This window comes from Prauserella flavalba, from assembly GCF_003202235.1.
In the GTDB taxonomy this organism is placed as follows: domain Bacteria; phylum Actinomycetota; class Actinomycetes; order Mycobacteriales; family Pseudonocardiaceae; genus Prauserella_A; species Prauserella_A flavalba.
In genome coordinates this window covers 736,746-761,001 of record NZ_MASU01000013.1, presented here as the reverse complement: position 1 = coordinate 761,001, position 24,256 = coordinate 736,746, and the positions used below count along the sequence as shown (strand labels likewise).

Here is a 24,256-nt window from a genome sequence, read left to right as displayed (position 1 = left end):
AAGTCCAGAGACGTGGTGTATCGAAGGTCACCGCGTAATCCGTGGTCGGGTTATGCGGTGAGGGCTGCTGGGGTGGTGTCCTCCTCGGGGTTGGTGGGCTGGGTGGTGGTGCGGCAGCGGGTCAGGACGTCCAGGCCGAGGTAGCGGCGGCCTTCGATCCATTCGTCGTGTTGTTCGGCCAGGACCGCGCCGACGAGCCGGATGATGGCTTGGCGGTCGGGGAAGATGCCGACCACGTCGGTGCGCCTGCGGATCTCCTTGTTCAGCCGCTCCTGCGGGTTATTGCTCCAGATCTGACGCCAGATCTGCTTGGGGAAAGCGGTGAACGCCAGCAGGTCCGCGCGGGCCGCGTCCAGGTGCTCGGCCACCTTCGGTAGCTTGTGGCTCAACGCGTCGAGCGTCCGGTCGTACTGAGCGGCAACGGATTCGGCGTCGGCTTGGTCGAACACCGAGTGCAGCAGAGTCCGCACCCATGGCCAGGATGCCTTGGGGCACACCGACATCAGGTTCACCGTGTAATGCGTGCGGCAGCGTTGCCAGGACGCGCCGGGCAGGGTCGCGCCGATCGCGGCCACCAGCCCGGCATGCGCGTCGCTGGTCACCAGCTGCACGCCTGAGAGGCCGCGGGCGACCAGATCACGGAAGAACGCCAGCCACCCGGCGCCGTCTTCGCCGCTGGTGACCTGGACGCCGAGGATTTCGCGGTAGCCCTCGCCGTTGACGCCGGTAGCGACCAGGCAGTGCACGTTCACCACGCGCCCGTTCTCCCGCACCTTCAGCACCAGCGCGTCCGCGGCGACGAACGTGTACGGGCCCTGGTCCAGCGGCCGGGTGCGGAACGCCTCAACCTGCGCGTCCAGGTCGGCGGCCATGATCGACACCTGCGACTTCGACAGACCCTTCACCCCGAGAGACTCGACCAGCTTCTCCATGCGCCGGGTCGACACGCCCAGCAGGTAGCAGGTGGCCACCACCGACGTCAACGCGCGTTCGGCGCGTTGACGGCGTTCGAGCAGCCACTCGGGGAAGTAGCTGCCCGAGCGCAACTTCGGGATCGCCAGGTCGATCGTGCCGATACGGGTGTCGAAGTCGCGGTGCCGATAGCCGTTTCGGCTGTTGACCCGCTCCTCGGAGCGTTCGCCATAGCCGGCCCCGCACACGGCGTCGGCCTCGGCGCCCATCAACGCCTGGACGAACGTGGACAACAGGTTCCGCAACAGATCCGGGCTCGCCTCGGCGAGTTGGTCGGACAACATCGCGGACGGATCGATACGCTGGACAGAGGTCATCGCGTGAGAACTCCTTCTGACTTGGTCGTCTTGAAGGATCACGCGGTGACCGTCCTCGTTCCGGCTACGACACGCCCGACCTTCCGTCAGGCGTCCGGTCCGTACACCACGCTATTGGACGCAACCTTCCCGCCGACTCGTAGCCGTCCGCCGCCCGGACACCCGACACCTGCACCGTGCCCGTCAGCAGGCGCGTCACCCCGAGGTTCAGCCCCTGCAGGGCGAGGAACGTACCGAGGGTCACGATGAAGCTCGGCAGGCCGGTGCGCATCACCAGCCAGCCGTTGAACGCGCCCACCAGCAGCGCGAACACCAGCGACCCACCCAGCGCCACCCACACGTTCCAGCCCGCTTCGGTCGCCAGTATTGCCGTGACGAGCGCCGTCGACGCCGTCATCACCCCGGCGGAGAGGTCGAACTCCCCGCCGATCATCAGCAGCGACACCCCCACCGCCATGATCCCGAGCGTCGAGGCGTCGTCGAGCCACGTCGAGACGCCTCCCGGGCTCAGGAACTGGTCGGTGACGAGCGAGAAGAAGACGAACACCACGATCGCCCCGAGCAGCGCCCCGATCTCCGGCCGGACCACGAGCCGGTCGAGCAGGCGCGGCGCCGCGGCGCGCTCGTCGGCGGGTGCGGGTGGCGCGACGGTCATCGCGTGCCCCGCTCCACGTACTGGCCGATGCGGTCGACGTTGTCCTGCTCCACCAGGTCCGGCCCGGTGAGCACCGGCCGCCCTCCGCCGACCACGTTGGCGTTGTCCCGGTACAGCTTGAGGAACTGCACCGGAAGGTAACCCTGGAGGTACTGCTGCTGGTCGACGGCGAAGAGCACCTCGCCGGACTTGATGGCCGAGACGACGTCGGCGTTCAGGTCGAACGTGGCCACCTCGGCGTTGGAGTTCGCCGCCTCGATAGCGCTCACGGCCCGCGCGGCGACCTGCGAGTTCAGCGTCAGCACCGCGTCGATCGACGGATCGCTCTGCACGGCACCCCTGATCCGCGACTCGACGTCGGTCGGGTTGCTGATGTCGACCTGGAGGTTGCTCACTTGGCCGGAGAAGCCCTCGCGCGCGCCGTCACAGCGCTGGTTGAGCCCGATGTTGCCCGCCTCGTGGATGACACACAGCAGCTTGCGCTTGCCCTGGTCGGCGAACGCGCGCCCGGCCTGCACACCCGCGACGGTCTCGTTCTGGCCGACGTGCGTGAGCGCGCCGAACTCGGCGCTGCGGTCCTCGCCGGAGTTGATCGTGATCACCGGGATGCCCGCCTGCACCGCACGCCGGATCGACGGCGCGAGCGCGTCGGGGTTGGCCATCGACACCACGAGGCCGCCGACCCGCTGCGCCACGGCGTTGTCGATGAGCCTCGCCTGCGCGCCGGGGTCACCGTCGGCGGCGTACTCGACCTGCACGCCCAGGTCGCGGCCCGCCGCCTCGGCGCCGTTCTTGACGACGTTCCAGAACGCGTCACCCGCCGTGCCGTGTGAGATGACCGAGACGGTCAGCTCGCCTTGCGCCTGCTGGTTCTGGTCCCCCTGCCCGGCGGGTTCCTCGCCCTCGGGCCCTGCGCACGCGGTGAGCACGAGCGCGCCGGCGAGGCCGAGCGCGGCGAGCCATCGCCGTTTCGGCTGGGAACCGTGCGTGGATTTCGACTTCATCGTCTCTCTCCAGTGGGTTCGGCTCAGCCGGCGGGCAGCCGGCTGACGAGATCCTTCAGGTAGGCCAGGCTGCGTGCGGTGTCCCGCTTCGGGCGGTCGCCGGTGTCGTGCGGGCCCAGCGCGGTGTCCTGTTCGAGCACGTACCAGCCGGGATAGCCCGCGGCGTGGACGAAGCCGACCATCGCCGCGAGGTCGACGTCGCCGTCTCCGAGCGGCACGTACAGGCCCTGCCCGACGGCGGCGGTGTAGGAGAGCTCGCCCGCGCGCACCCGCTCGGCGAGGTCCCCCCTGACGTCCTTGAGGTGCAGGTGCGCGATGCGCGCGGGGTGCCGCCGCGCGAGCGCCACCGGGTCGGTGCCGCCGATGAGCAGGTGCCCGGTGTCCAGGCACAGGGGAAGCGGGGAGTCGGCGAGGAAGCGCTCCACCTCGTCCTCCCGCTCGACGTGGGTGCCGACGTGTGGGTGCAGCACGGTGTGGAGTCCGTGCCGCCGCGCGAGGACCTGGATCTCCTCCGCCGTGGCGACGAGCGTGTGCCAGCCCCGCTCGTCGAGTGCGGGTCGTTCGTCGTAACCCGCCAGCCCCGTCGCGGCGGCCAGCACCAGCACCTCTCCCCCGCACGCCGCCAGCAGCATGGCGGACTCCTCGGCGACGGCACGGGCGCGGTCGGGTTCGGTGTGCAGTGGCACGGCGAGGAAACCGCCGACGAGCCCCAGCGCGTACTCGCCGAGCAGCGCCCGCAGCATCGCGGGTTCCCTCGGCAGGTAGCCGGGCGGCCCGAGCTCGGTGGCCTCCAGGCCCAGTTCGGCCATCTGGCCCAGCACCGTGGTGACGTCCAGTTGTGTGCCCCAGCCCGGCACCTCGCACACGCCCCACGAGATCGGGGCTGCTGCCACACGAATCCGCGACGGCGACGTCATCAGGGTGCGTCCCTCCCGGGCGCTCCGGCGTTGGAGCGCTCTATTGGTTGGAGCGCTCCAAGCGTGTAGCGTCCCGAGCGGCACTGTCAAGTGCCTCGGGGAGCGGTTTCTTGCGGAGGGCGTGTTGGCACGACCGACGATGGAGGACGTGGCCGCCCGTGCGGGCGTGTCGAGGGCACTGGTCTCCCTCGTCTTCAACAACTCGCCGAAGGTCAGCGACCGGCGGCGCGAGGCCGTGCTCACGGCGGCCGATGAACTCGGCTACCAGCCGCACGTCATGGCGAGGGCACTGGCGAGCCGCACGTCCACCGTGCTCGGCGTGATGGTCTCGGACCTGCGCAACGCGTTCTTCGCCGATGTGATCGAGGGGCTGGAAAGTGCGGCGAGGGAGGCCGGGTTCGAGCTGGTGCTCAACTCCGGCTCCCGCAGTCCCGGCAGGGAGAAGGCCGCGCTGCGCAGCCTGCTCTCGTTCCACCCTGCGGGTGTCGTGCTGCTCTCGCCCGTGCTGCCGGCCTCCGCGATCGAGGCCGCCGCGCGGACGTGCCCGGTGGTGCTGGTCTCCCGAGGGTCTCGTCTGTCCACTGTGGATACAGTGAACGACGACGGCGTGGCCGGTTCCGCGCTCGCCGTCGAGCATCTCGTCTCGCTCGGGCACCGCCGCATCGCCCATCTCGACGGCGGCACCGCCACCACCGCGGCGGCCCGGCGGCGCGGCTACCGGCTCGCCATGAAGGCGCACGGGCTCACCCCCGTGGTACTGCCGAGCGAGCACACCGACACGGCGGGGGAGAAAGCCGTGCACCACCTGCTCGCCACGGTCTCGCGCGCCGACCGGCCGACGGCGCTGTTCTGCGGCAACGACTTCAACGCCTTCGGCGCCATCTCCGCGCTGGAGGAGGAGGGCCTGCGCATCCCCGACGACATCTCGGTGGTCGGCTACGACAACACGTCGTTCTCCGCGCTGCGGCGGGTCTCGCTGACCACGGTGGACCAGCCGAGGCTGGAGATGGGCAGGCTCGCGGTCGAGGCGCTGCTGGAACGCGTGCGCGGCGAGCGCACGGCCCCCGCGCGGCACCTGCTCCACCCGTCGCTGGTGCCGAGGGGCACCACCGGCGTTCCCCCGAACTGACCACGAAAGGGCGGCACATGCGGTTAGGACTCGCCGGTATCGGCCGCATCGGCACTGCACACGCGCGGATCCTGCGCGGTATCCCCGAGGTCGAGTCGCTGCTCGTCACCGACCTCGACCCGGAACGTGCGCGGGCGGCGGCGGCCGGGCTCGGCGCGGAGTTCGTCCCCGATCCCGACACGCTGTTCGCCTCGGCTCCGGACGGGCTGGTGATCGCCACGGCGACCGACTCCCACCCCGAGCTCATCACCAGGGCCGTCGCGGCGAGGATCCCGGTGTTCTGCGAGAAGCCCGTCGCGGCGGACCTGCCGGGCACGCTCAAGGTCATCGAGGCCACCGAGGACTCGGACGTCCCCGTGCAGATCGGCTTCCAGCGGCGGTTCGACGCGGGTTACACCGCCGCCCGCGCGGCCGTGGCCTCCGGCGAGCTGGGCAGGCTCCACACGCTGCGGGCGACCACGCTCGACCCCGCTCCCCCGCCCGCCGAGTACGTGCCCCGCTCCGGTGGGCTGTTCCGCGACTGCGGCGTGCACGACTTCGACATCATCCGCTGGGTCACCGGCCGCGAGATCGCCGAGGTGTACGCGCTCGGCACCAACCGGGGCGCGGCGTTCTTCGCCGAGGCGGGCGACGTGGACACCGGGGCCGCCGTGCTGACGCTCGACGACGACACCATCGCGCTCGTCTCCGCCACCCGCTACAACGGCGCCGGGTACGACGTGCGGCTGGAACTGCTCGGCGAGTGCGACAGCATCGCCGTGGGCCTGGACGAGCGGACCCCGCTCGCCTCAACCGAACCCGGTGTCGAGCGGCCCGAGGGACCCGCGTATCCGCACTTCCTTGACCGCTTCGCTCCCGCCTACGTCCGCGAGCTGACGGCGTTCACCGAGGTCATCGCGGGCCTCCGCCCCAGCCCGTGCACGCCGAGGGACGCGCTGGAGGCGTTCTACGTGGCCGAGGCGTGCGAGGTCTCCCGCACCGAGCATCGCCCGGTCGCCCTCGCGGAGGTCCGATCCGGCTGACCTGCCCCAGTGACAACCGCAGTGAAGGCCACCTTCACTGCGTTCAACGCAGTGAAGGTGGCCTTCACTGCAACCGCGGGGTCACCCCAGCGGGGCGCGTTCCGCGGTGTGCACCGGGAGAGTGTGGGCGGTCGCCGCCGCGGCGGCGGCGTAGTCGAGCGGCCGGGGGCGGCGCGCCCGCCGGGCCGCCAGCAGGCCCAGCACGATCCCCGACGCCGAGAAGATCGCCAGCGCGAGGCACGACACGGCGAGCCCGTCGGCCAGCGACGAGCCTCTCGGATCGCCCGCAGCCTCGCGGTTCGCGGTCACCGACCCGTAGATTCCGGCGGCGACCGCGGTGAGCACCGCGCCGCCCACGTACCTGGCCATGTTCGAGATCCCCGACGCGGCGCCGACCTCCTCCTCGGCCACCGACGCGGTCGCGATGGACGACGCGGGGCCGTTGGACAGCGCGAGCCCGACGGCGATTCCGACCAGGGCGGGCAGCATCGCCCAGTACGTCCACGACGGCCCGACGGCGCCGAGCACCGCGAACCCCGCCGTCATCAGGACGAACCCGGCGATGATCACCGCGCGGGGTGTGAACTTGTGCGCCAGCGGGGTCACGGCGGGAGCCGCCAGAATCACCAGCGCCGCGAGTGGCAGCGTCGCGAGCCCGGCCTCCAGGCTGCTCATCCCGAACGTCGCCGGTTCCTGGAAGTACAGGCTGATCAGCAGCGACAGTCCCGCGATCGCCCCGGCCCCGATGAGGATGGCCGTGGTCGCGCCCACCAGTCGCGTGTTGCGCAGCAGCCGCAGGTCCACGAGCGGCGCGGCCACCCTGCGTTCGACGGCGACGAACACCACGGCCGCCACCACCGAGATCACCAGGCACACCAGCGTGGGCACCGACGCCCAGCCCCACGACGAGCCCTCCGTCATCGCGAACACGAAGGGCGCGAGCACGGCGGCCACCAGCAGCGTGCCCGCCACGTCGATCTTGCGTGGGCGCGCGGGGTCGCGCGACTCCGGCACCGTGCGCAACACCCACGGCACGCAGACGGCGGCGATGCCCGCGTCGATCCAGAACAGACCCTGCCAGCCGGTCGCCTCGTTGAGCACACCGCCGAGCACGGGCCCAGCCGCGGCGCCCGCAGCCGCGGCCCCTCCCCACAGCGCCACGGCGCGCATCTGCGCGGGCCCGGTGGTGACCACCGAGAGCAGGCTCAGCCCCGACGCGAGGATCGCCGCGCCCGCCGCGCCCTGGATCACCCTGCCCACGATCACCAGCCAGCCGCCGGGCGCGAGCGCGATCAGCACGCACGAGACCACGAACAGCAGCAGCCCGTAGACGAACATCCTCCGCCTGCCGAACACGTCGCCGAGCGCACCCGACGTGACGATCGTGGCCGCCCCGACCAGCATGTACCCGGTCACGGCCCATTGCAGCAGGTCGATCGAGACGCCGAGGTCGGAGCCGATCGAGGGCAGCAGGATGCTGACCGCCGAGGTGTTGGCGTTGACGACGAACGTGGAGACGCACGCCGTCCCGAGGACACCGCTGTGCGCCGTGGTGGTCGTGGTGCTCATGAGGACACACGGTGCCCTCTCGAGGCACCCGTCACCTCACCCCTGGAGGACGAACCAGCCGCTCCACGCGGGCGAGGCTCTCGCTCAGATTCGGCAGGTCGCTGGAGGCGACTGCCTCGGACAGCGGGAGCCAGCGCAGCGGCGCGCCGGGCCGCTCCGCGCTCGCGGCGCCGGGGACGTCGGTGGCGAGCACGAACCGCAGGTCGGCGTGCTCGTGCGCGGGCTCGGCGCCCTTCGCGGGCACCGGCACCACGGCCAGGTGTACCAGCCGCGCGTCCGGCCACGGCGCGAGGTCGGGCAGCCCCGTCTCCTCCCTGCCCTCGCGCAGTGCGACGTCCAGCGGGTCGGTCTCGCCTGAATCGAAGTGGCCGCCGACGTGCAGCCACGCCTGCTGCCGCTCGTGCCAGCGCAACAGCACCCGCCTCGTGTCCGGGTGCACGACGAACGCCGACCCGGTGACGTGCAGGGGCGTGGACCGGTCCCACGGCGCGTCGCTGGTCTCCACCAGCTCGCGCACGCGGGCGAGGTCGGTCTCCTCCACGGGGTCCTGCGCGCGGTAGTCCTCCAGCAGTGCGGTCAACGGCGCGAGCGGGTCAGCCATGAACGCAGCGTAGCGCGCCCGTCGACGTTCCGTTGTGGACGGTCGCAGGGCGGTTACGGCGCGGCCGTGCGGGTAGCCCACGGTGATGTTCCCCCGCGAGGACTCACTGACGTTCATCGGCACGGCGACGACGCTGGTGCGGCTCGGCCCGTTCTCGGTGCTCACCGACCCGAACTTCCTGCACCGGGGTCAGTGGTGTTACTTCGGCCAGGGCCTGTTCTCCCGGCGGCGCACCGAGCCCTCGGCGGGGATCGCGGACCTGCCGCCGCTGGACGCCGTGGTGCTCTCCCATCTGCACGGGGACCACTTCGACCGCGTCGCCCGCCGGGGACTCGCCCCCGACCTGCCGATCCTCACCACCGGCCACGCGGCACGCAGGCTGCGGCGGTACGGGTTCCGCGAGCCGGTGCCGCTCGCGACGTGGTCGGCGGAGACCCTGCGGCGGCGAGGCGCCACGCTCACGGTGACGGCCGTGCCCGCGCGGCACTCCACCGGCGCGCTCGGGAGGGTGCTGCCGCCGGTGATGGGCACGGTCTGGGACTACGTGCCCGCGTCGGGAGCCCGGGGGCTGCGCCTCTACGTCAGCGGAGACACGGTGGTGCATGACGAGCTGCGGGAGATCCGCGAGCGGCTCCCCGGCATCGACCTCGCCGTACTGCACCTCGGCGGCACCAGGGTGCTGGGCATGCTGGTGACGATGGACGACCGGCAGGGCGGCGAGCTGCTGGAGCTGCTCGATCCGGCGCATGCCGTGCCGGTGCACTTCGACGACTACCGCAACTTCACGTCGCCGGTCTCGAACTTCCTCGACGTGGCGGCAAGACGGCACCCGGGCACGCGCGTGCGGCTGCTGCGGCGCGGCGAGAGCCTCCCGCTCACCGACCTCGCGAGGTCATTCGCGCCCGAATGATCCGTCGGCCTCACCGGCGGAGCGTTCGTCGTCCTCCCGGGCCCGCTGCGCCGCCTCGCGCATCTCGATCACGTCCGTCAGCCAGTCGCCGGTCTCGCGCGCGATGTCGCGCACGGCACCGGTGACGATCCCCGCGATGTTGCCGATGTGCGTAGCCGCGGATTCGGTCAGCACCTGCACCGTGTCCTTGCCGCTCTCGAACCGACCCACCATGTCGTCAATCCCTACGCCGCCTCGAGGTTCCGGTCGCGGTTCAGCGTACTGGGCTCGGGGGCGTTTGCGCGCCCGCTGCCCGGCAGCGCCAGCTTGACGATCTTCTTCGCCACCGAGAAGAGCTGCTTGTGCAGCGGACCCGTGTGGTACGGCAGGCCGTACTTCTCGCAGATGGCCCGCACCTCGGGTGCGATCTTCGGGTACCGGCACGCCGGGATGTCCGGGAAGAGGTGATGCTCGATCTGGTGCGAGAGGTTGCCCGAGAGGAGGTGGAACAGCGGCCCGCCCGTGATGTTGGCGGAGCCGAGGATCTGGCGCAGATACCACTGGCCCCTGCTCTCGTTCTCGGTCTCCTGTTCGGTGAAGCTCTCCACGTCGGCCGGGAAGTGCCCGCAGAAGATGATTGAGAACGCCCACAGGTTGCGCACCACGTTCGCCGAGGCGTTGCCGAGCAGCGTCAGCGGCGCGAGCGGGCCGGTCAGCAGCGGGAACAGCACGTAGTCCTTGCCGACCTGACGCGACGCCTTGCGCAGCATGCGCTTGCGGACCTCCGCGAACTCCGACCACTTCCGCTCGCCCTTGACGACCCGGTCGAACTCGAGATCATGCAGCATCACGCCCCACTGGAACATGAAGGCGAGCACCACGGCGTAGACCGGGTTGCCGAGGTAGTACGGGTGCCACTTCTGCTCGGGGTCGATGCGCAGGATCCCGTAGCCGACGTCGCGGTCCTTGTCGAGGATGTTGGTGTAGGTGTGGTGGATGTAGTTGTGCGAGTGCCGCCAGTTCTCCGCCGGTGCCACCGTGTCCCACTCGAACCGCTGGGAGCTGAGCGCCGGGTCGCGGGTCCAGTCGTACTGGCCGTGCATGACGTTGTGGCCGATCTCCATGTTGTCGAGGATCTTCGACAGCGACAGCGCGCCGACCCCGGCGATCCACGCGGGCGGGAAGAACCCGGCGAACAGCAGCGCCCGCCCGGAGATCTCCAGACTGCGCTGGATCTTGATGACGTTCTGAATGTAGTCCACATCGGACTTTCCGAGATCGGCGACGACGCGCTGGCGCAGCTCGTCCATCTCGCGGCCGAAGTCCTCGACCTGTTGCGGGGTGAGGCGGTCCTGCAGTCCGGTCATGGTCGTCGTCTCCCTAACAGTCGATCTCGACGTCCCCGACGGGGACGGAGATGCACAGCTGGATTTCTTCGTTCTCGTCGTCGGACACCTCGCCGGAGCGCACATCGCGCACGGCGCCCTTCGCCTTCACCTGCGTGCACGAGAAGCAGATGCCCATCCGGCAGCCGTGCTCGGGGTTCAGTCCCGCGGCCTCGGCCTGTTCCAGCAGCGGCCTGCCCGTGTTGGCCGCCTCGGTGCCGCTGCGCGTGAAGCGCACGCGCCCGCTCGCGTCGCTGGTGTCGAGCCGCATCGAGGGCGGCGTGAACTCCTCAGTGTGCAGGCGTTCACTCAAACCCGCGTCCGCATAGAGTTCCGCGACGGCGTCCCGCAGCGGCTCGGGGCCGCACAGGTAGGTCCGCGCATCCCGGTACCACGGAGCGGCCTCCTTCAGATGCCGCTCACCGAAACGGCCCCTGAGGCGCCCCGCGCCGCCGCGCGTGTGCGCGAGCACCACGCGGGTTCCCGGCCGGGCCCCGAGCCGCTCCAGTTCCTCGCGATAGGGCACGTCGGCGGCGGTGGCCGCGTAGTGCAGCAACGTCACGTCACCGCGATGGTCCTCGTCGGCGAGCGTGCGCAGCATCGAGAGCACCGGGGTAATGCCGCTGCCGCCACTGATCAGCAGCAGCTTCTCCGGACGGGGGTCCGGCAGCGTGAACCCGCCTTCCGGACGGGACAACCCGAGCACGAGCCCCTGCCGCGCGGCGCGGTGCAGGTACCGCGACACCAGGCCGTGGTCGTGCGCCCGGATCGTCAGCTCAAGCCGGCCCGGCCGGTGCGCCGAGCCCGCTGGCGAGTAGCAGCGGGTGCGGCGCACGCCGTTGATGTCCACCGACACACGCACGTACTGGCCCGCGGTGAACCCCGGCCATGCCCTGCTCGGACGCAACGTGAGCGTCACCGTGCCTGGCGTCTGCCTGCACACCTCGGTGACCTCGGCCCTGATCTCCTCGCGCACGAGCATCGGGTCGATCAGTTCGAGGTAGCGGTCGATGCCGTGCGGGGTGAGCAGCGTGCCGGCGAGCGCGGCGAGCCTGCCCATCTCACACCTCCCATTCAGTGCACACCCGTACACTCAATAGTGAGGTGGCGGTCGGAGCCCCGCAATGTGAGGTGGCCTACAACGTGGACGTACGTACGCTGAACGCCGTGACTGCGGAACCCGTGAGCCGGCACGAGCGCAAGGAGCGCACCCGGCGTGCGCTGCTGGACGCCGCGCTGCGGCTGTTCGCCGAACGCGGCTTCGGCGGCGTCAGCCTGCGTGAGGTGGCCAAGCAGGCGGGGATCGTGCCGACGGCGTTCTACCGGCATTTCGCGTCGATGGAGGATCTCGGCGTCGCGCTCGTCGAGGAGTCCATGCGCACGTTGCGCGGGATGATCCGCTCGGCCCGCAACGACCCGAGGACGTCGGCCGGCATGATCCGCGCGTCGGTGCGCACGCTCGCTGAGCACGTGCGCGCGAACGAGGCGCACTACTGGTTCCTGATCAGGGAGCGCTACGGCGGCACGGGCGCGGTGCGCCAGGCGATCGGCATCGAACTGCGACTGTTCTCCCGCGAGCTCGCCGTCGACCTCGCCCGTTTCGAGTACCTGCGGGAGTGGAGCACCGAGGACCTGAACATGATGGCCGACCTCATCGTCACGGCCATGCTGGGCACGGTGCTGGACCTGCTGGAGGCTCGCCAGGGCGACACCGAGGCCGACGCGCGGATCGTCCGCACGGCGGAGAAACGGCTCCGGCTGATCACTCTCGGCGTGCCGGGCTGGCGGACGGGGCAGGCGTGACCGGGACGCCCGGCTGGCTCGTCGACTTCTGGCTCGATCCCGCCTGCCCGCTCACCCGCCATACCGCCCGCTGGGTCCGCGGGCTCACCCGAGAGGTGCCCCTTCGGGTGCGCTGGCGCGCGATGAGCCTGTCGGTACTGAACGAGCACCGCGACGACGACCCCGAAGGCGATCCGCACGGCTACCTGTGGATTCCCGCCAGGGTCGCCGCGGCCGTGCAGACCGAGCACGGGCACGCGGCGCTCGGTGCCTTCCACGATGCACTGTGGACTCCAGCCCGGCGGCACGGACCGGGAGTGGATCGGCGACCTCGGCGAGGCACTGCACCGCAGCGGCCTCCCCGCCGAACTCGCCGAGGCCGGTACCTCAACCTCCTACGACCAGGCCCTGCGCGACTCGCACCACGACGGGGTCGACCGCATCGACGCGGAGATCGGCACCCCCGTGCTCACCGTCACCACGCCCGAGAACGCCCAGCGGTCCTCCTTCGGACCCGTGCTCCACGCCGTTCCCGATCGCGGGGACTCGCTCCGATTGTGGGACGCGCTGCTCGGCCTGGTGTCGGTTCCCGGCTTCCGGGAGCTCAAGGCCTAGATGTCGAGGCCCTTGAGGAAATCGGCGGGGAATCCGCGCTCGAACGGCACCGCACCGGTGAGCCGCTCGACCGCCTCCGCGGGCAGCTCGACCCCGGCCGCGCCGAGCGCGTCCTTGAGCTGAGCCGGGGTGCGCGGTCCGAGAATCGGCAGCACCGACGGCGACCGGGCCAGCAGCCACGCGATCGCCACCTGCGACGGCGTCGCGCTCAGCTCACGGGCGACGTCACGCACCACCCGCGCCGCCGTGTGGTCCCGCTCGGTCAGCGTCGCGGGATCCCGCCTGCCGCCGCCCGTGCCGCCGTCGAGGTAGCGGCCCGAGAGCACGCCGCCCGCGAGCGGGTTCCACGTGGTGACGCTGAGCCCCAGCGCCTCGGCCATCGGCAGCAGCTCGCGCTCGACGTCACGCCACAGCAGGTTGTACGGCACCTGTACCGCGGAGAACGGCGTCCAGCCGCGCGACTCGGCGAGCTGGTTCGCGCGGCTGACCCACCACGCCGGCGTGTCGGAGATGCCGAGGTGCAGGACCTTCCCGGCGCGCACGGCGTCGTCCAGCGACCGCAGGATCTCCTCGGCGGGCGTGCGGAGGTCCCACACGTGCACCCAATACACGTCGAGATAGTCGGTGCGCAGCCTGCGCAGGCTCGTCTCGAGCGAAAGGCGCAGGTTCTTGCGGTGGTTGCCCGACGCGTTGACGTCCGTCGCGTCCCGGCTCAACGCGTACTTCGTGCCGAGCACGAACCGGTCGCGGCGGCCCCGCAGCAGCTCGCCCAGAATCGTCTCGCTCTCGCCGCCGCGATAGACCACGGCGGTGTCGATGGCGTTACCGCCCGCGTCGGCGAAGGCGTCGAGCATCTCCCGGCAGTCGCTCTCGGGCACGGGCTTCCCGAACGCCATCGTGCCGAGGAACAGCTCGGAGACCCGCAGCCCGGTCTGGCCGAGCGGGCGGTAGCGCATCGATGGACTCCCCTCAGGCCGGTTCGACGAACTGGACGTCGAGCTGGATCTTCACGACCTCGCCCAGGATGCCGGGCGCGAACTTCAGGCCGAAGTCGCCGCGCCGGATCTCACCGGTCGCCTCGAACCCGGCGTGCCTGGGCGCGTCCTCGCTCATCCGGTCCAGACCGCCGAACTCGACGGCGAAGGTGACCGGGCGGGTCACGTCGCCGATGGTCAGCTCGCCCTCCATCGTCCAGTCCTCACCCTCGCCCTCCAGCCGCGTGGAGACGAACCGCATGGTCGGCCGCTTCGCGACGTCAAGCAGGTCGGGCGCGCGGACGTGCGCGTCGCGGTCGGCGTTGCCGGTGTCGATGGAGGCGAGCGCGACGGTGGCGGTCACCGACGAGCCGGCCAGCGTCTCGCCGACCGTGAGCGCGGCGTCGAACTCGGCGAAGCGGCCCCGCACCTTGGAGATGCCGAGGTGGCGGATGGTGAAGTTCACCGCGGAGTGGAAGGGGTCGAGCGTCCATGCGCCCGCCGTGAGCGGAAGGCCGGTGGTGGTCGCGTTCTCTGTCGTCATGCCAGCGAGCCTCACGCGCCGGCCGGCTTCCCGGGAGGCCGCGCCGAGGCTGGCCCTGTCAGGGCCACCCTCGGAGGTACCCGTCGCGGGTAGCGTTCCGGGAGTGAGCGACAACGAGCTGGGGACGTTCCTGCGCGCCCGCCGCGAGGCCGTCACGCCCGAGCAGGTGGGCCTGCCGGGCGGGCCGCGCCGCCGTACGCCCGGCCTGCGCCGGTCGGAGCTGGCGACGCTGGCCGGGGTCAGTGTCGAGTACCTGACGCGGCTGGAACAGGGCCGCGACCGGCACCCCTCCGCGCAGGTGCTCGGCGCGATCGCCGACGCGCTGCGCATGTCGCTCACCGACCGTCAGCTGCTGGCCCACACCGCCAAGTCGCTGAGCGGCGCAGCGCTCTGCCCGGCCAGCCTGCCGCCGGCGCGCACGGTGCGGCCGACCGTGCGCGCCCTGCTCGACCGGCTCGAACCCGCTCCCGCGCTGCTGCTGAACCGGCTGAGCGACGTGCTCGCTTACACGCCCGCGTACGAGCGGCTCGCGCAGCCCACCGGCCTGCTCGACGCCGAAGCGCCGAACCTGGTGCGGTTCCTGTTCACCGACGCCCGCGCGCACACGGTGTTCGCCGACTGGGAGCGCGTCGCCGACGAGCACGTCGCGAGCCTCAAGCTCCGGCCGCCCGGCGACGACCCGCACCTCGCGGCACTGCTCGACGAGCTGACCGTCACCGCGGGATCGCCGTTCGCCGACCGGCTGCGCCGTCCGCCGTCGCTGGTCCCGGACACCGGTGAGCTGCGGCTGGCGCATCCCGAGGTGGGCGGGCTGCGGCTGGCGTACGAGACGCTGGCCCTGCCCGCCGACGACGACCAGCGCCTGCTCGTCTACCTGCCCGCCGACGAGGCCACGGGCATCGCGCTCGACCAGCTCACCGGCCGCCGCCCCGGCTCCCTCCGCGCCGTCACCGGCTGACGGTTCCGCGGTGGCCTGATCCGCTCCCCAAGGCCACCTTTGTTGCGTTGAACGCAACAAAGGTGGCCTTGGGGGCAGTCGGTCAGGCGAGCAGGGGCGCGAGCTGCTCGGCGTGTTCGCGCAGGAGGGCCAGCAGCTCCGGGTTCGGCTCGGCCACGCGCTCGGTCGGTCCGCTCACGGCGAGGCCCGCCACGAGAGTTCCGTTCACGACGTCGCGGATCGCCACCGCGAGACAGCCGCGCCCCGGGTACAGCTCGCCGCACTGACGTGCGAGGCCCGTTCGCGCCACGTCGGCCAGCTCGGTCTCCAGCCGCCCCGCCTCGGTGATCGTCGCCGTCGTGAACGGGCGCAGCTCCCGCACCACGGCGCGCCAGTCGGCCTGCTCCGCGAGCAGCAGCTTGCCGAGTGCGGAGGCGTGCGGATAGCGGGCGAGCAGGGCGCCGTCCGACGGCGGGTGGTCGGGGTCGGCGTCGGCGAGCTCCACCCGCCCCGACTGGTACGACGCGAGGTGCACACCCCAGCGCACGCGCTGCCGCAGGCGCTCCACCACCGCCCTGGCCGCCGCGGGCGGACCGCTCGCGACGGGCACCGTGAGCCTGCCCGCCCTGCGGCCGAGCGCGAACCCTCGCAGGTCCGGCAACCGCACCAGGTACTCCTCCCCCACCAGCAGGTTCAGCAGCCGGTACGTCGTCGCGGGCGGCAGCTTCAGCGCGGCGGAGATCTCCTTCGCGGTCACACCGGGACCCGCGGCGACCACCTCCTCCAGCACGGCGAGGGCGTTGCGGACGGCCTTCGGCTGCCGTCCCGACAGCGGCGCCGGCTCGGCGGGCGGGCTCATGGCCTGCCGCCGAGGAGATCGGACGCCGACGTCTCGTCGTAGATGCCGATGCCGGCGAGCTGCCGCGGCCTGCGCGCCCGCACCCACGCGTACCACGCCACCCCCGCCGCGAGCAGGAGCGTGAACGCCAGCGGGTACGGCCCGTCGGCGTTGGTGGCGGTGAACAGCACCAGCACCGCGAGCAGGACGGGAGCCACGACGACGGAGGCGGTCACGGCGCCGCGCGTCAGCTCACCGATGCGGTGCAGGAACACCGGCGCCGCCGCGCACACGAGCAGGTAGGCGATGAGGTAACCGAAGACGGCGATGTTCAACAGCGCCACGAAGAGCTCCCGCGTGGACACTCCCGCGGCGAGCAGAACCACGGGCAGCAGCGTCACCGCGGGCAGGACGAGCAGGATCGCCACGTGCGGCGTGCGGTACCGGGGGTGGGTGGTGCCGAGGCGGCGCGGGACGATGCCCTCGCGGCCCATCGACAGCAGCACCCGCACCAGCGCGCTGCTGGTCGCCATCGTGCACGCGAAGAACGACGCGGCGATGCCGGCGTCGAGCACGTAGGGCAGCCACGGCAGCCCCTCCAGCTCGGCGAGCGCGCTCATCGGCTCCGGCTGGCCCGCCAGCCCGCCCGGCAACTGGCTCAGTCCCGCCACCTGCGTGTACGCGGCGATCAGGTACAGCACGCCGCACAGCGCCGCCGTCCACTGCACGGCTCGGGGCACGCTCTGGAACGGGCGCCGCGCCTCGACGCCGAACGACGCCGCCGCCTCGAAGCCGACGAACGCGCCGAGCGCGGGCAGCACCCCGCCCGCGACACCACCGAGCCCCTCGTCCGTGGTCAGCGGGGTGAACCCCAGCTCGGGGGCGACGCGGGCGAGCAGCAGCCCGAACACCACGAGCAGTGCACTGATCGACACCGCCTCCGTCACCAGCACGACCTTGGCCGACAGGCGCACGCCGCGCACGGTCAGCACCGTCGCGAGCGCGCCGAGCACCACCACGGTGCCCGCGACGGCGCCCCAGCCGGGACTGAGGCCGAGCCGCCGCAGCACGTCGTGCACGTAGGTGCCCGCACCGACGAGCGCGGCCATCGCGAGCAGCCCGTAGCCGATGAGCAGTGCCCACCCGGCCGCGAAGGCGGCGACCGGGCCGAGCCCCTTCGCGGTGAGGCTGTAGAGCGAGCCCGCCGCGGCCATCCTCCGGGTGAACTGGGCGACGCACACGCCGATCAGCAGGGCCAGCACGGTGGCGGCGACGAACGACCACAGCACGGCGCCGCCGGCGGTCGCCGCCGCGACGGCGGGGGCCGCCGCCATCGCCGCCGACGGGGCCGCACCGGAGATCGACTGGGCGAACACCTGCAGCGGGCCGAGATTCCGGCGGTCGAGCCCGGACATGGGAGACTCGTGGCGTACCGCTACGCCACCCCCGTATCCCGACGCTCGTGACATGGCCTCCTCCAACGCAGGACCAGCACGCTAACGAGGGACTGTAACCGCGGAGTGACCACGGATGTCACACACGAGCGGGTCAAATGAGAATCCGGGCGAGGGCGTTCCCGGGTTGCGAGAACGGTGTGTCGTGTCTTACCAGCCGCGGAGACCGGGGTTTGACCGGACGGGCGCGGGGCGGCAACGTCTTCTGGCAACGCTGCAGCGAGTCAGAGAAGCCGCTCTCCACCGGAGGTCCGCATGGACACATCCGCTCCCCGCTCGCTGTCCGGCTCGCTCGGGGCCGGTTCCATCGTCTTCATGGTCGTCGCCGCGGCCGCCCCGCTCACGGTCGTCGCGGGCAGCGTCCCGCTCGGCGTGGCGCTGGGCAACGGCGCCGCCTTCCCCGCGACGTTCGTGCTGTGCTGCGCCGTGCTCCTGCTGTTCGCGGTCGGGTTCTGCGCGATGAGCAGGCACGTGCCCAACGCGGGCGCGTTCTACTCCTACGTTCAGCGCGGGCTCGGCCGCGCGCCCGGCCTCGGCACGGCGTTCCTCGCGCTGGTCACCTACACGGCGGTGCAGCTCGCCGTCTACGGCTATCTCGGAGCGACCCTCGACGGCCTCGTCCAGCACTACGGCGGGCCCGCGCTGCCGTGGTGGCTGTACGCGCTGGGAGCCGCCGCCGTGGCAGGCGTGCTCGGCTACCGGCACATCGAGCTCAGCAGCCGGGTGCTCGGCGTGCTGCTGCTGTGCGAGGTGGGCATCGTGCTCGTGTTCGACGCCGTGGTCGCTGCTCGGGGCGGTAGCGGTACGGGGTTGTCGACGGCGCTGTTGCAACCGGCGCAGATCGGTTCGGGCTCGCTGGGCATCGCGATCATGTTCGCCATCGCGAGCTTCATCGGCTTCGAGGCCACGGCGGTGTTCCGCGACGAGGCCCGCGACCCCGGCCGCACCATCCCGCGTGCCACGTACGCCGCGCTGTTGCTCATCGCCGGCTTCTACGCGCTCTCCAGCTGGGCCGTGGTGTCGGCGTGGGGCGACGCCGCCGCCGTGGAGCAGGCCGCCGCCGACCCCGGCAACATGCTCATCGCCACGATCGGGAACTACCTCGGCACGGCGGGCGCCGATGTCGCGCAGGTGCTGCTGGTGACGAGCCTGTTCGCCGCACTGCTCGCCTTCCACAACGTCATCGCCCGCTATGCCTTCTCGCTCGGCAACACGAGTGCGCTGCCGTCGGTGTGCGGCCGCAGCCACGCGCGGCACGGTTCGCCGCACGTCGCCTCGCTCGCGCAGTCGGGCAGCGCGGTGCTGCTCGTGGTGCTGTTCGCGGCGCTGGGGATGGACCCGGTGACGCAGGTGTTCGCGTGGATGGCGGGCACCGCGACGCTCGGCGTGCTGGCGCTGATGACGCTGACGTGCCTGGCCGTGGTGGTGTTCTTCCGGCGCTCGCGGGTCGACCAGCGGACCTGGCACACGCTCGTGGCGCCCGCGCTGGGACTGGCCGGGCTCGGCACGTGCCTGGCGCTGACGATCGACAACTTCCCCACCCTGATCGGCGGCTCGGGAGGGCTGGCCGCCGTGATCGGCGCGGTGCTCGCGGGCTCGTTCGTGTTCGGCATCGCGCTCAGCACCGTGGTGCGCAAGGCCCCGCTCGCACCGCGGACCGCCGTCGAAACCGCCTGATTTCCACCGAGAGGAGCAGAGATGACCATCGCCGAAGACAGGACCACCGCGACGCATCCGCTGGACCCGATGAGCCCCGACGAGGTCGGTCAGGTCCGCCGGATCCTCGTCGACGCCGGGCTGCTCGCCGAAACGGTGCGGTTCGCGTTCCTCGCGTTGGAGGAGCCGGACAAGGCCGACGTGCTGGCGTTCACGCCCGGCGCCCCGCTCGATCGCCGGTTCAGGGCGATTCTGCTGAACCTCACCGACGGCAGCTCGCGCGACGTGGTCGTGTCGGCAACCAGGTCCACTGTGGACTCGGTGGTGGACATCGACCCGGTGGCGGCGGGCCAGCCGCCGATCATCGACACCGAGTTCGAGCTCATCGAGGACATCCTGAACGCCGACGAGCAGTGGACGTCCGCGCTCGCGAAGCGCGGTCTCGACCCGGCGACGGTGCGCGCGGTGCCGCTGTCGGCGGGCAGCTACGACGAGCCGGGCGAGGAGGGCAGGCGGGTCGTGCGCTCGCTGGGCTTCCAGCAGCTGCACGAGAAGGACCACCCGTGGGCGCACCCGGTGGACGGGCTCGTGGCCTACGTCGACCTGACCAGCCGCACGGTCGCGAGGGTGATCGACCACGAGAACCTGCCGGTGCCGCAGGAGCCGGGCAACTTCGACGACCCCGAGCAGGCCGGGCCCGCGCGCACGAGCCTGAAGCCGATCGAGATCACGCAGCCGCACGGCCCGAGCTTCGAGGTCGAGGGCAGCCGGGTGCGCTGGGAGAACTGGGACCTGCGGATCGGGTTCAACGAGCGCGAGGGCCTGACCCTGCACCAGCTGTCGTTCCACGAACGGCCGGTGCTGTACCGCGCGTCGGTGGCGGAGATGGTGGTGCCCTACGCCGACCCGTCGCCGGTGCGGTTCTGGCAGAACTACTTCGACTGCGGCGAGTACATGTTCGCCCGCTACACCAACTCGCTGGAGCTGGGCTGCGACTGCCTCGGCGAGATCCGGTACTTCGACGCGACCGTGGCCGACGACCTCGGCGAGGCACGCACGATCCGCAACGCGATCTGCATGCACGAGGAGGACTTCGGCGTGCTGTGGAAGCACTCGGACATGTTCGCGGGCTCACACGAGACGCGGCGGCAGCGGCGGCTGGTGATCTCGTTCTTCACCACGATCGGCAACTACGACTACGGCTTCTACTGGTACCTCTACCTCGACGGCACGATCCAGCTGGAGGCCAAGGCCACGGGCATCACGTTCACCTCCGCCTACCCGGACCGTGGGCACGACTACGCCACCGAGGTGGCGCCAGGGCTCGGTGCCCCGTACCACCAGCACCTGTTCTGTGCCCGGCTCGACGTCGGCGTGGACGGGCAGCGCAACGCCGTGGACGAGGTGGAGGCGCAGCGCGTGCCGGTGAGCGAGAGCAACCCGTACGGCAACGCGTTCCGCCAGGCCCGCACGCGCCTGACCACGGAGTCGGACGCGGCGCGGCTGGCCGACAACACGCGGGCGCGGGTGTGGCACGTCGTGAACCCGGAGGTGACCAACCGGCTCGGGCAGCCGGTCGCCTACGCGCTGCACCCGCAGGGGCAGCCGACGCTGCTCGCCGACGAATCGTCGTCGATCCACGCGAGGGCGACGTTCGCGACCAAACACCTGTGGGTCACGAAGTACGACCCGGCACACCGCTACCCCGCCGGTGACCTGGTGAACCAGAACCCGGGCGGCGACGGCCTGCCGAAGTGGGCGGCCGAGGGACAGGGCATCGACGGCGAGGACATCGTGCTGTGGCACACCTTCGGGCTCACGCACTTCCCGCGCCCTGAGGACTGGCCGGTGATGCCGGTGGACTACGCCGGGTTCACGCTCAAGCCGGTGGGCTTCTTCGACCGCAACCCCACGCTCGACGTACCCCCGACCAACACCTGCCACCACGACGGCTAGGTCCGGTCAGCTGCAGTGAAGGCCACCATCACTGCGTTCAACGCAGTGATGGTGGCCTTCACTGCGGTCGGGTCAGGCGCGGCTGCGGCGGCGGTTCGCCAGCAGGGTCAGTGCGACGCCTGCCACGAGCAGGGTCACGCCGACGTAGATCGGCCACGAGCCAAGGCCGGTGTAGGCCAGGTTGCCCGCGTTCGCCTGCGGCCGGAACTGTACGTCCGGCACCAGGTGGGCACCGGCGTTTCCGCCACCGGTGCCGACGCCCCCGGTGTTCCCGCCGTCGCCACCGGGCAGGGTCGCGCAGTCGGCGCCCAGCGTCAGCGACACCGGGTCGAGCTCGGCGCCGTCCTCGTAGAAGCCGCCGAAGGCGGCCGAGCTCGTCAGGGTCGCAGCCACGTTCCGGGCGGACAGCACCCCGCCCCCGTTCGTCTCCTGCGCGCCCGCGAGGTCCAGGTTCGCGAGCGCCACGCCCGGCAGGTTCACCGGCTCCGACGGCGCGCCCTCCTCGGTGCGCAGCTCGACGTCGGCGTAGAGCGTGCCGGTGTCGCCATCCACGACCACCTTCGGGTCGCCGAGCACGAACGTGAAGAAGTGCGAGGGGTAGGAGAACGTCACCGTGCCGCGGTACTGGACGGTGAAATCGTCGGCGGAGGTGAACTCCGCGGAGCCGAAGGCGAAGCGGTACGCCCCGGTCGGCACCCCGGCCGGGTTGGGCACGCCGTCGCGCACGACCTCGTCGACGTCGGTGATCACGGCGCCGTCGGTGGCGGTGATGCTGTTGCCCTGTGCACCGCCGATGCCCACCCCGACGTAGGTGCGGAAGCTCTTGCGCAGGCCCCACAGCAGATCGCCCTTGGCGGCGTTCGCCGGGGTCAGCACACACGTCGGCGCCGGATCGTCGTCGCCACCGGGACCGGGGTCAGTGCCGGGACCGGTGCCGGGATCCGTGGACGGCGCGAACGTCAGCGCGGTGACCGTGTCCCACGTCGTGTCGGTGGAGCCGGCGGCGAAGGTGTAGACGCTGAACGGCGTCGCCGCGGCGGTGCGCGCCACGCCGTCGCCTCCGGTGTAGGCGGCCTTGACGGTGGTGGTGACCCGCCACGTGCCGTCGCCGTTCACGGGGATGGCCTGGTCGAGCTGGTAGGCACCGCTCGCCGAGGGGTCCTTGAGCACGTCGAGGTCGGGACCGATCCGCAGCCGGTAGCCGTTGTCCCCGTTGCCATCCGGCGCGAAGCCGGTTCCCGCGATGGTCACCTCGGCGCCGTCCGGGTCGAGCCCGGCCGACGGCGTCACGGTGACCGTGGGCGCCGGCGGGGGCTCCGTCGCGGGCACTGCGAACACGAGCCTGCCCGCGTCGAGCGCGGCACCCGGTTCGTAGAAGCCGGCGAAGGCCGCCGCGCCCGCCTCGGTGAGCGTCGCCGAGGTGATGGTCGCGACGAGGTGGCCGCCCTCGGCCTCGGGTGCGCCCTCGAACGTCAGGTCGGCGAACACCACCTCGGTGGGCTCCTGCGTCTGTCCCGGGTTGTCGGCCGTGCCGTAGAACGCGTAGCCGACCGTGCCCGTGAGCGAGCCGGTGCCGTCGCCGTCGAACGTCACCTTCGGGTCGGCGAAGGTGAAGTCCCAGATGAAGTGGGCGGGCATCGCGAAGCTCACCGAGCCCCCGAACTCCACCGTGCCCGTGCCCGTCCCCGGGTCGAATGTCGACTCACGCTCCGGCCACGAGAACGGCTCCGGCTCGGCCGAGGCGCCGTCGGCGGGTGTGACCGTGCCGCCGAACATGTTCATGTAGTTGCGCCACGACTGTTTGATGCCCCAGTGCAGTCCGGTGGCCGACGCCTCCTCGCCGCCGCTGTCCTGCGCGGCGGCGGGGCCCGCCGTCAGCGCGGTTCCGGCGAGCAGCGTCAGCGTGGCCGCCGCGGCTCCCAGTCTTCGCCACATCGCTCTCACGTGTCGTTCCCTTCGATATCCCGGACCCGGCGGCGCAGCCGCAGTACGACCGCGACCGCCGCGACCACCAGTAGGACCGCTCCCCCGACGAGCAGCGCGACGAGCAGCGCGTTGCCCTTCTCTCCCTGCACCTGCGCCTGCGCGGGGGTTTCCGCAGACGGGGACGACGGTGACGTTCGCGCCGCGGCACGGACCGTCAGCTCGACGGAAGTCTCCACAGTGGAGCGTTCACCGGTGAACACGAGCCGGTGGACGCCCTCGGCGACGTGCTCGGGGATCGTCGCCGTGTAGGTGAACCGGCCGTCGTCGCCGGCCCGCGCCGGCGGGAGGCTCACCGGATCGGAGTGCAGCGTGACGGCGACGTTCTCGCCCGGGGTGAAGCCGGTGCCGGTGACCTCGATCCGTTCTCCCGCGCGGGTCTGTGTCGTCGCCGCCTCGACCGAGGGTTTCGGCGCGGGCGCCGTCGTGGTGGTCGTCGCGGGCGGGGACTGCCGCGAGGGCGGCGGCGCCGCGGGTTCCCGCCGCGGCACGGCGAAGGTCACTGGCGTGAACGTCTCGTTGGCGGGGTTCACCACGCCGTGTGCGCCGATGGTGATGACACCGCATTGCACGCGCGTGCAGTCGACCTGCGTCGTGTTGCCGGCCCGGTCGACGGCCCGGAAACGCGCACCGGGGATCACGAGCTGCGCCTGCCAGGTCCCGTCGGGGTTCACCACGCCGTTCGCGCTCGACTCCGTGTCGCTGCCGGGGAAGGCGAGGTAGCGCTGGAAGCCGTTGTTGTCCCGCGCCTCGGTGTCCTGCACGTAGCGGTAGGTGCTGCCCGCACCTCCTCCCTGGCTGGGCTGCCAGCCACCCGCCGGGTTCGACACCCAGCCGAACAGCACGTACACGCCACCGTGTCCACCTTGGACGGACTGGAATCCGGTGCCGCGCAGTTGGACGATCGTGGCGTAGTCGGGGTCGGCGGTGGACGGTGACACGTTCACCGAGGCGCCCTGGGCGCTCGCGGTGCCGGTCGCAGGGGCGGTGAACGCGGCGAGCAGCACGGCCAGTGCCGCGGGACGCACGCGTCTACCCGAGGGGGACTTGGTCATGG

General features: G+C 71.7%; 22 protein-coding genes and 2 pseudogenes. 9 read left to right on the top strand and 15 right to left on the bottom strand.

From position 1 onward, the window contains the following. Window positions 1-50: 50 nt before the first annotated feature. From BA062_RS30915 to BA062_RS30900, 4 genes and pseudogenes are all read right to left on the bottom strand, one after another. A complete protein-coding gene (locus tag BA062_RS30915) occupies window positions 51-1,289 on the bottom strand; it encodes an IS256 family transposase (protein ID WP_110334304.1) in 1,239 nt (412 codons plus the stop codon). 127 nt (window positions 1,290-1,416) lie between these two features. Continuing rightward, window positions 1,417-1,944, bottom strand: a pseudogene (locus BA062_RS30910) (ABC transporter permease); the annotation flags it as partial. Further along, window positions 1,941-2,948 carry a sugar ABC transporter substrate-binding protein gene (locus tag BA062_RS30905; RefSeq protein ID WP_110342592.1) on the bottom strand — a complete coding sequence of 336 codons (1,008 nt, stop codon included), beginning with the start codon at window positions 2,946-2,948 and terminating at the stop codon, window positions 1,941-1,943. The gene BA062_RS30905 and the pseudogene BA062_RS30910, both read right to left, overlap by 4 nt. A gap of 23 nt (window positions 2,949-2,971) precedes the next feature. Beyond that, the gene (locus BA062_RS30900) at window positions 2,972-3,865 is read right to left on the bottom strand and encodes a sugar phosphate isomerase/epimerase family protein (protein WP_110342591.1); all 894 of its coding nucleotides are present in this window, start codon (window positions 3,863-3,865) and stop codon (window positions 2,972-2,974) included. Between the two features lie 124 nt (window positions 3,866-3,989). On the opposite strand from BA062_RS30900, the gene BA062_RS30895 reads away from it, so the two are divergent. Both BA062_RS30895 and BA062_RS30890 read left to right on the top strand, forming a co-directional pair. Then, on the top strand, window positions 3,990-4,994 hold the full coding sequence (locus BA062_RS30895; protein WP_110342590.1) for a LacI family DNA-binding transcriptional regulator: 1,005 nt from the start codon (window positions 3,990-3,992) through the stop codon (window positions 4,992-4,994). 17 nt (window positions 4,995-5,011) lie between these two features. Then, window positions 5,012-6,016: a Gfo/Idh/MocA family protein gene (locus BA062_RS30890; protein WP_110342589.1), complete on the top strand. Its 1,005-nt coding sequence runs from the start codon at window positions 5,012-5,014 to the stop codon at window positions 6,014-6,016. A gap of 81 nt (window positions 6,017-6,097) precedes the next feature. Here the strand turns inward: BA062_RS30890 and BA062_RS30885 are convergent, their stop codons facing one another. Then, the gene (locus BA062_RS30885) at window positions 6,098-7,585 is read right to left on the bottom strand and encodes an MFS transporter (protein ID WP_110342588.1); all 1,488 of its coding nucleotides are present in this window, start codon (window positions 7,583-7,585) and stop codon (window positions 6,098-6,100) included. A 31-nt stretch (window positions 7,586-7,616) separates the two neighbouring features. Beyond that, window positions 7,617-8,186: an NUDIX hydrolase gene (locus BA062_RS30880; protein ID WP_110342587.1), complete on the bottom strand. Its 570-nt coding sequence runs from the start codon at window positions 8,184-8,186 to the stop codon at window positions 7,617-7,619. Window positions 8,187-8,271: 85 nt separating this feature from the next. Here BA062_RS30880 and BA062_RS30875 point away from each other — a divergent pair, with 85 nt between their 5' ends. Further along, on the top strand, window positions 8,272-9,096 hold the full coding sequence (locus BA062_RS30875) for an MBL fold metallo-hydrolase (protein ID WP_110342586.1): 825 nt from the start codon (window positions 8,272-8,274) through the stop codon (window positions 9,094-9,096). Here the strand turns inward: BA062_RS30875 and BA062_RS30870 are convergent. Genes BA062_RS30870 through BA062_RS30860 form a run of 3 tightly spaced genes read right to left on the bottom strand, consistent with a single transcriptional unit; the run spans window position 9,079 to window position 11,520 of the window. Further along, window positions 9,079-9,309 (bottom strand): hypothetical protein, encoded by a 231-nt coding sequence (locus BA062_RS30870; protein ID WP_110342585.1) that lies wholly within the window; start codon window positions 9,307-9,309, stop codon window positions 9,079-9,081. The two genes, BA062_RS30875 and BA062_RS30870, sit on opposite strands and share 18 nt — an antisense overlap. A gap of 11 nt (window positions 9,310-9,320) precedes the next feature. Continuing rightward, window positions 9,321-10,442 carry a fatty acid desaturase family protein gene (locus BA062_RS30865; protein WP_110342584.1) on the bottom strand — a complete coding sequence of 374 codons (1,122 nt, stop codon included), beginning with the start codon at window positions 10,440-10,442 and terminating at the stop codon, window positions 9,321-9,323. Window positions 10,443-10,455: 13 nt separating this feature from the next. After that, entirely contained in the window at window positions 10,456-11,520 is a 1,065-nt protein-coding gene (locus BA062_RS30860; RefSeq protein WP_110342583.1) for a ferredoxin reductase, read from the bottom strand. Between the two features lie 107 nt (window positions 11,521-11,627). Here BA062_RS30860 and BA062_RS30855 point away from each other — a divergent pair, with 107 nt between their 5' ends. From BA062_RS30855 to BA062_RS40335, 3 genes and pseudogenes are all read left to right on the top strand, one after another. After that, a complete protein-coding gene (locus tag BA062_RS30855) occupies window positions 11,628-12,263 on the top strand; it encodes a TetR family transcriptional regulator (RefSeq protein ID WP_391356270.1) in 636 nt (211 codons plus the stop codon). Continuing rightward, window positions 12,260-12,475: pseudogene (locus BA062_RS41460) on the top strand (mycothiol-dependent nitroreductase Rv2466c family protein); the annotation flags it as partial. The gene BA062_RS30855 and the pseudogene BA062_RS41460, both read left to right, overlap by 4 nt. A gap of 34 nt (window positions 12,476-12,509) precedes the next feature. Beyond that, window positions 12,510-12,857, top strand: coding sequence for a mycothiol-dependent nitroreductase Rv2466c family protein (locus BA062_RS40335; protein ID WP_210407037.1), 348 nt, complete (start codon window positions 12,510-12,512; stop codon window positions 12,855-12,857). On the opposite strand, the gene BA062_RS30845 is transcribed toward BA062_RS40335, so the two are convergent. Then, window positions 12,854-13,813, bottom strand: coding sequence for an aldo/keto reductase (locus tag BA062_RS30845; RefSeq protein ID WP_110342581.1), 960 nt, complete (start codon window positions 13,811-13,813; stop codon window positions 12,854-12,856). The two genes, BA062_RS40335 and BA062_RS30845, sit on opposite strands and share 4 nt — an antisense overlap. A 13-nt stretch (window positions 13,814-13,826) precedes the next feature. Beyond that, window positions 13,827-14,375: a YceI family protein gene (locus tag BA062_RS30840; RefSeq protein ID WP_110342580.1), complete on the bottom strand. Its 549-nt coding sequence runs from the start codon at window positions 14,373-14,375 to the stop codon at window positions 13,827-13,829. 103 nt (window positions 14,376-14,478) lie between these two features. Between BA062_RS30840 and BA062_RS30835 the strand changes: the two genes are divergently transcribed. Continuing rightward, window positions 14,479-15,333, top strand: a complete 855-nt coding sequence (locus tag BA062_RS30835) for a helix-turn-helix domain-containing protein (protein ID WP_110342579.1) — start codon at window positions 14,479-14,481, stop codon at window positions 15,331-15,333. Between the two features lie 82 nt (window positions 15,334-15,415). On the opposite strand, the gene BA062_RS30830 is transcribed toward BA062_RS30835, so the two are convergent. Both BA062_RS30830 and BA062_RS30825 read right to left on the bottom strand, forming a co-directional pair. Beyond that, window positions 15,416-16,171, bottom strand: coding sequence for an IclR family transcriptional regulator (locus BA062_RS30830; protein WP_110342578.1), 756 nt, complete (start codon window positions 16,169-16,171; stop codon window positions 15,416-15,418). After that, window positions 16,168-17,565, bottom strand: coding sequence for an APC family permease (locus BA062_RS30825; protein ID WP_245960078.1), 1,398 nt, complete (start codon window positions 17,563-17,565; stop codon window positions 16,168-16,170). The genes BA062_RS30830 and BA062_RS30825 overlap by 4 nt, the downstream gene beginning before the upstream one ends. Before the next feature lie 294 nt (window positions 17,566-17,859). Here BA062_RS30825 and BA062_RS30820 point away from each other — a divergent pair, with 294 nt between their 5' ends. Together BA062_RS30820 and BA062_RS30815 are read left to right on the top strand one after the other, a co-directional pair. Beyond that, on the top strand, window positions 17,860-19,281 hold the full coding sequence (locus BA062_RS30820) for an APC family permease (RefSeq protein ID WP_110342576.1): 1,422 nt from the start codon (window positions 17,860-17,862) through the stop codon (window positions 19,279-19,281). Between the two features lie 21 nt (window positions 19,282-19,302). Further along, window positions 19,303-21,216, top strand: coding sequence for a primary-amine oxidase (locus BA062_RS30815; RefSeq protein ID WP_110342575.1), 1,914 nt, complete (start codon window positions 19,303-19,305; stop codon window positions 21,214-21,216). 72 nt (window positions 21,217-21,288) lie between these two features. On the opposite strand, the gene BA062_RS30810 is transcribed toward BA062_RS30815, so the two are convergent. Next, window positions 21,289-23,151: an HtaA domain-containing protein gene (locus tag BA062_RS30810; protein WP_110342574.1), complete on the bottom strand. Its 1,863-nt coding sequence runs from the start codon at window positions 23,149-23,151 to the stop codon at window positions 21,289-21,291. A 5-nt stretch (window positions 23,152-23,156) separates the two neighbouring features. Next, window positions 23,157-24,254, bottom strand: coding sequence for a hypothetical protein (locus BA062_RS30805; RefSeq protein ID WP_110342573.1), 1,098 nt, complete (start codon window positions 24,252-24,254; stop codon window positions 23,157-23,159). Window positions 24,255-24,256: the final 2 nt, after the last annotated feature.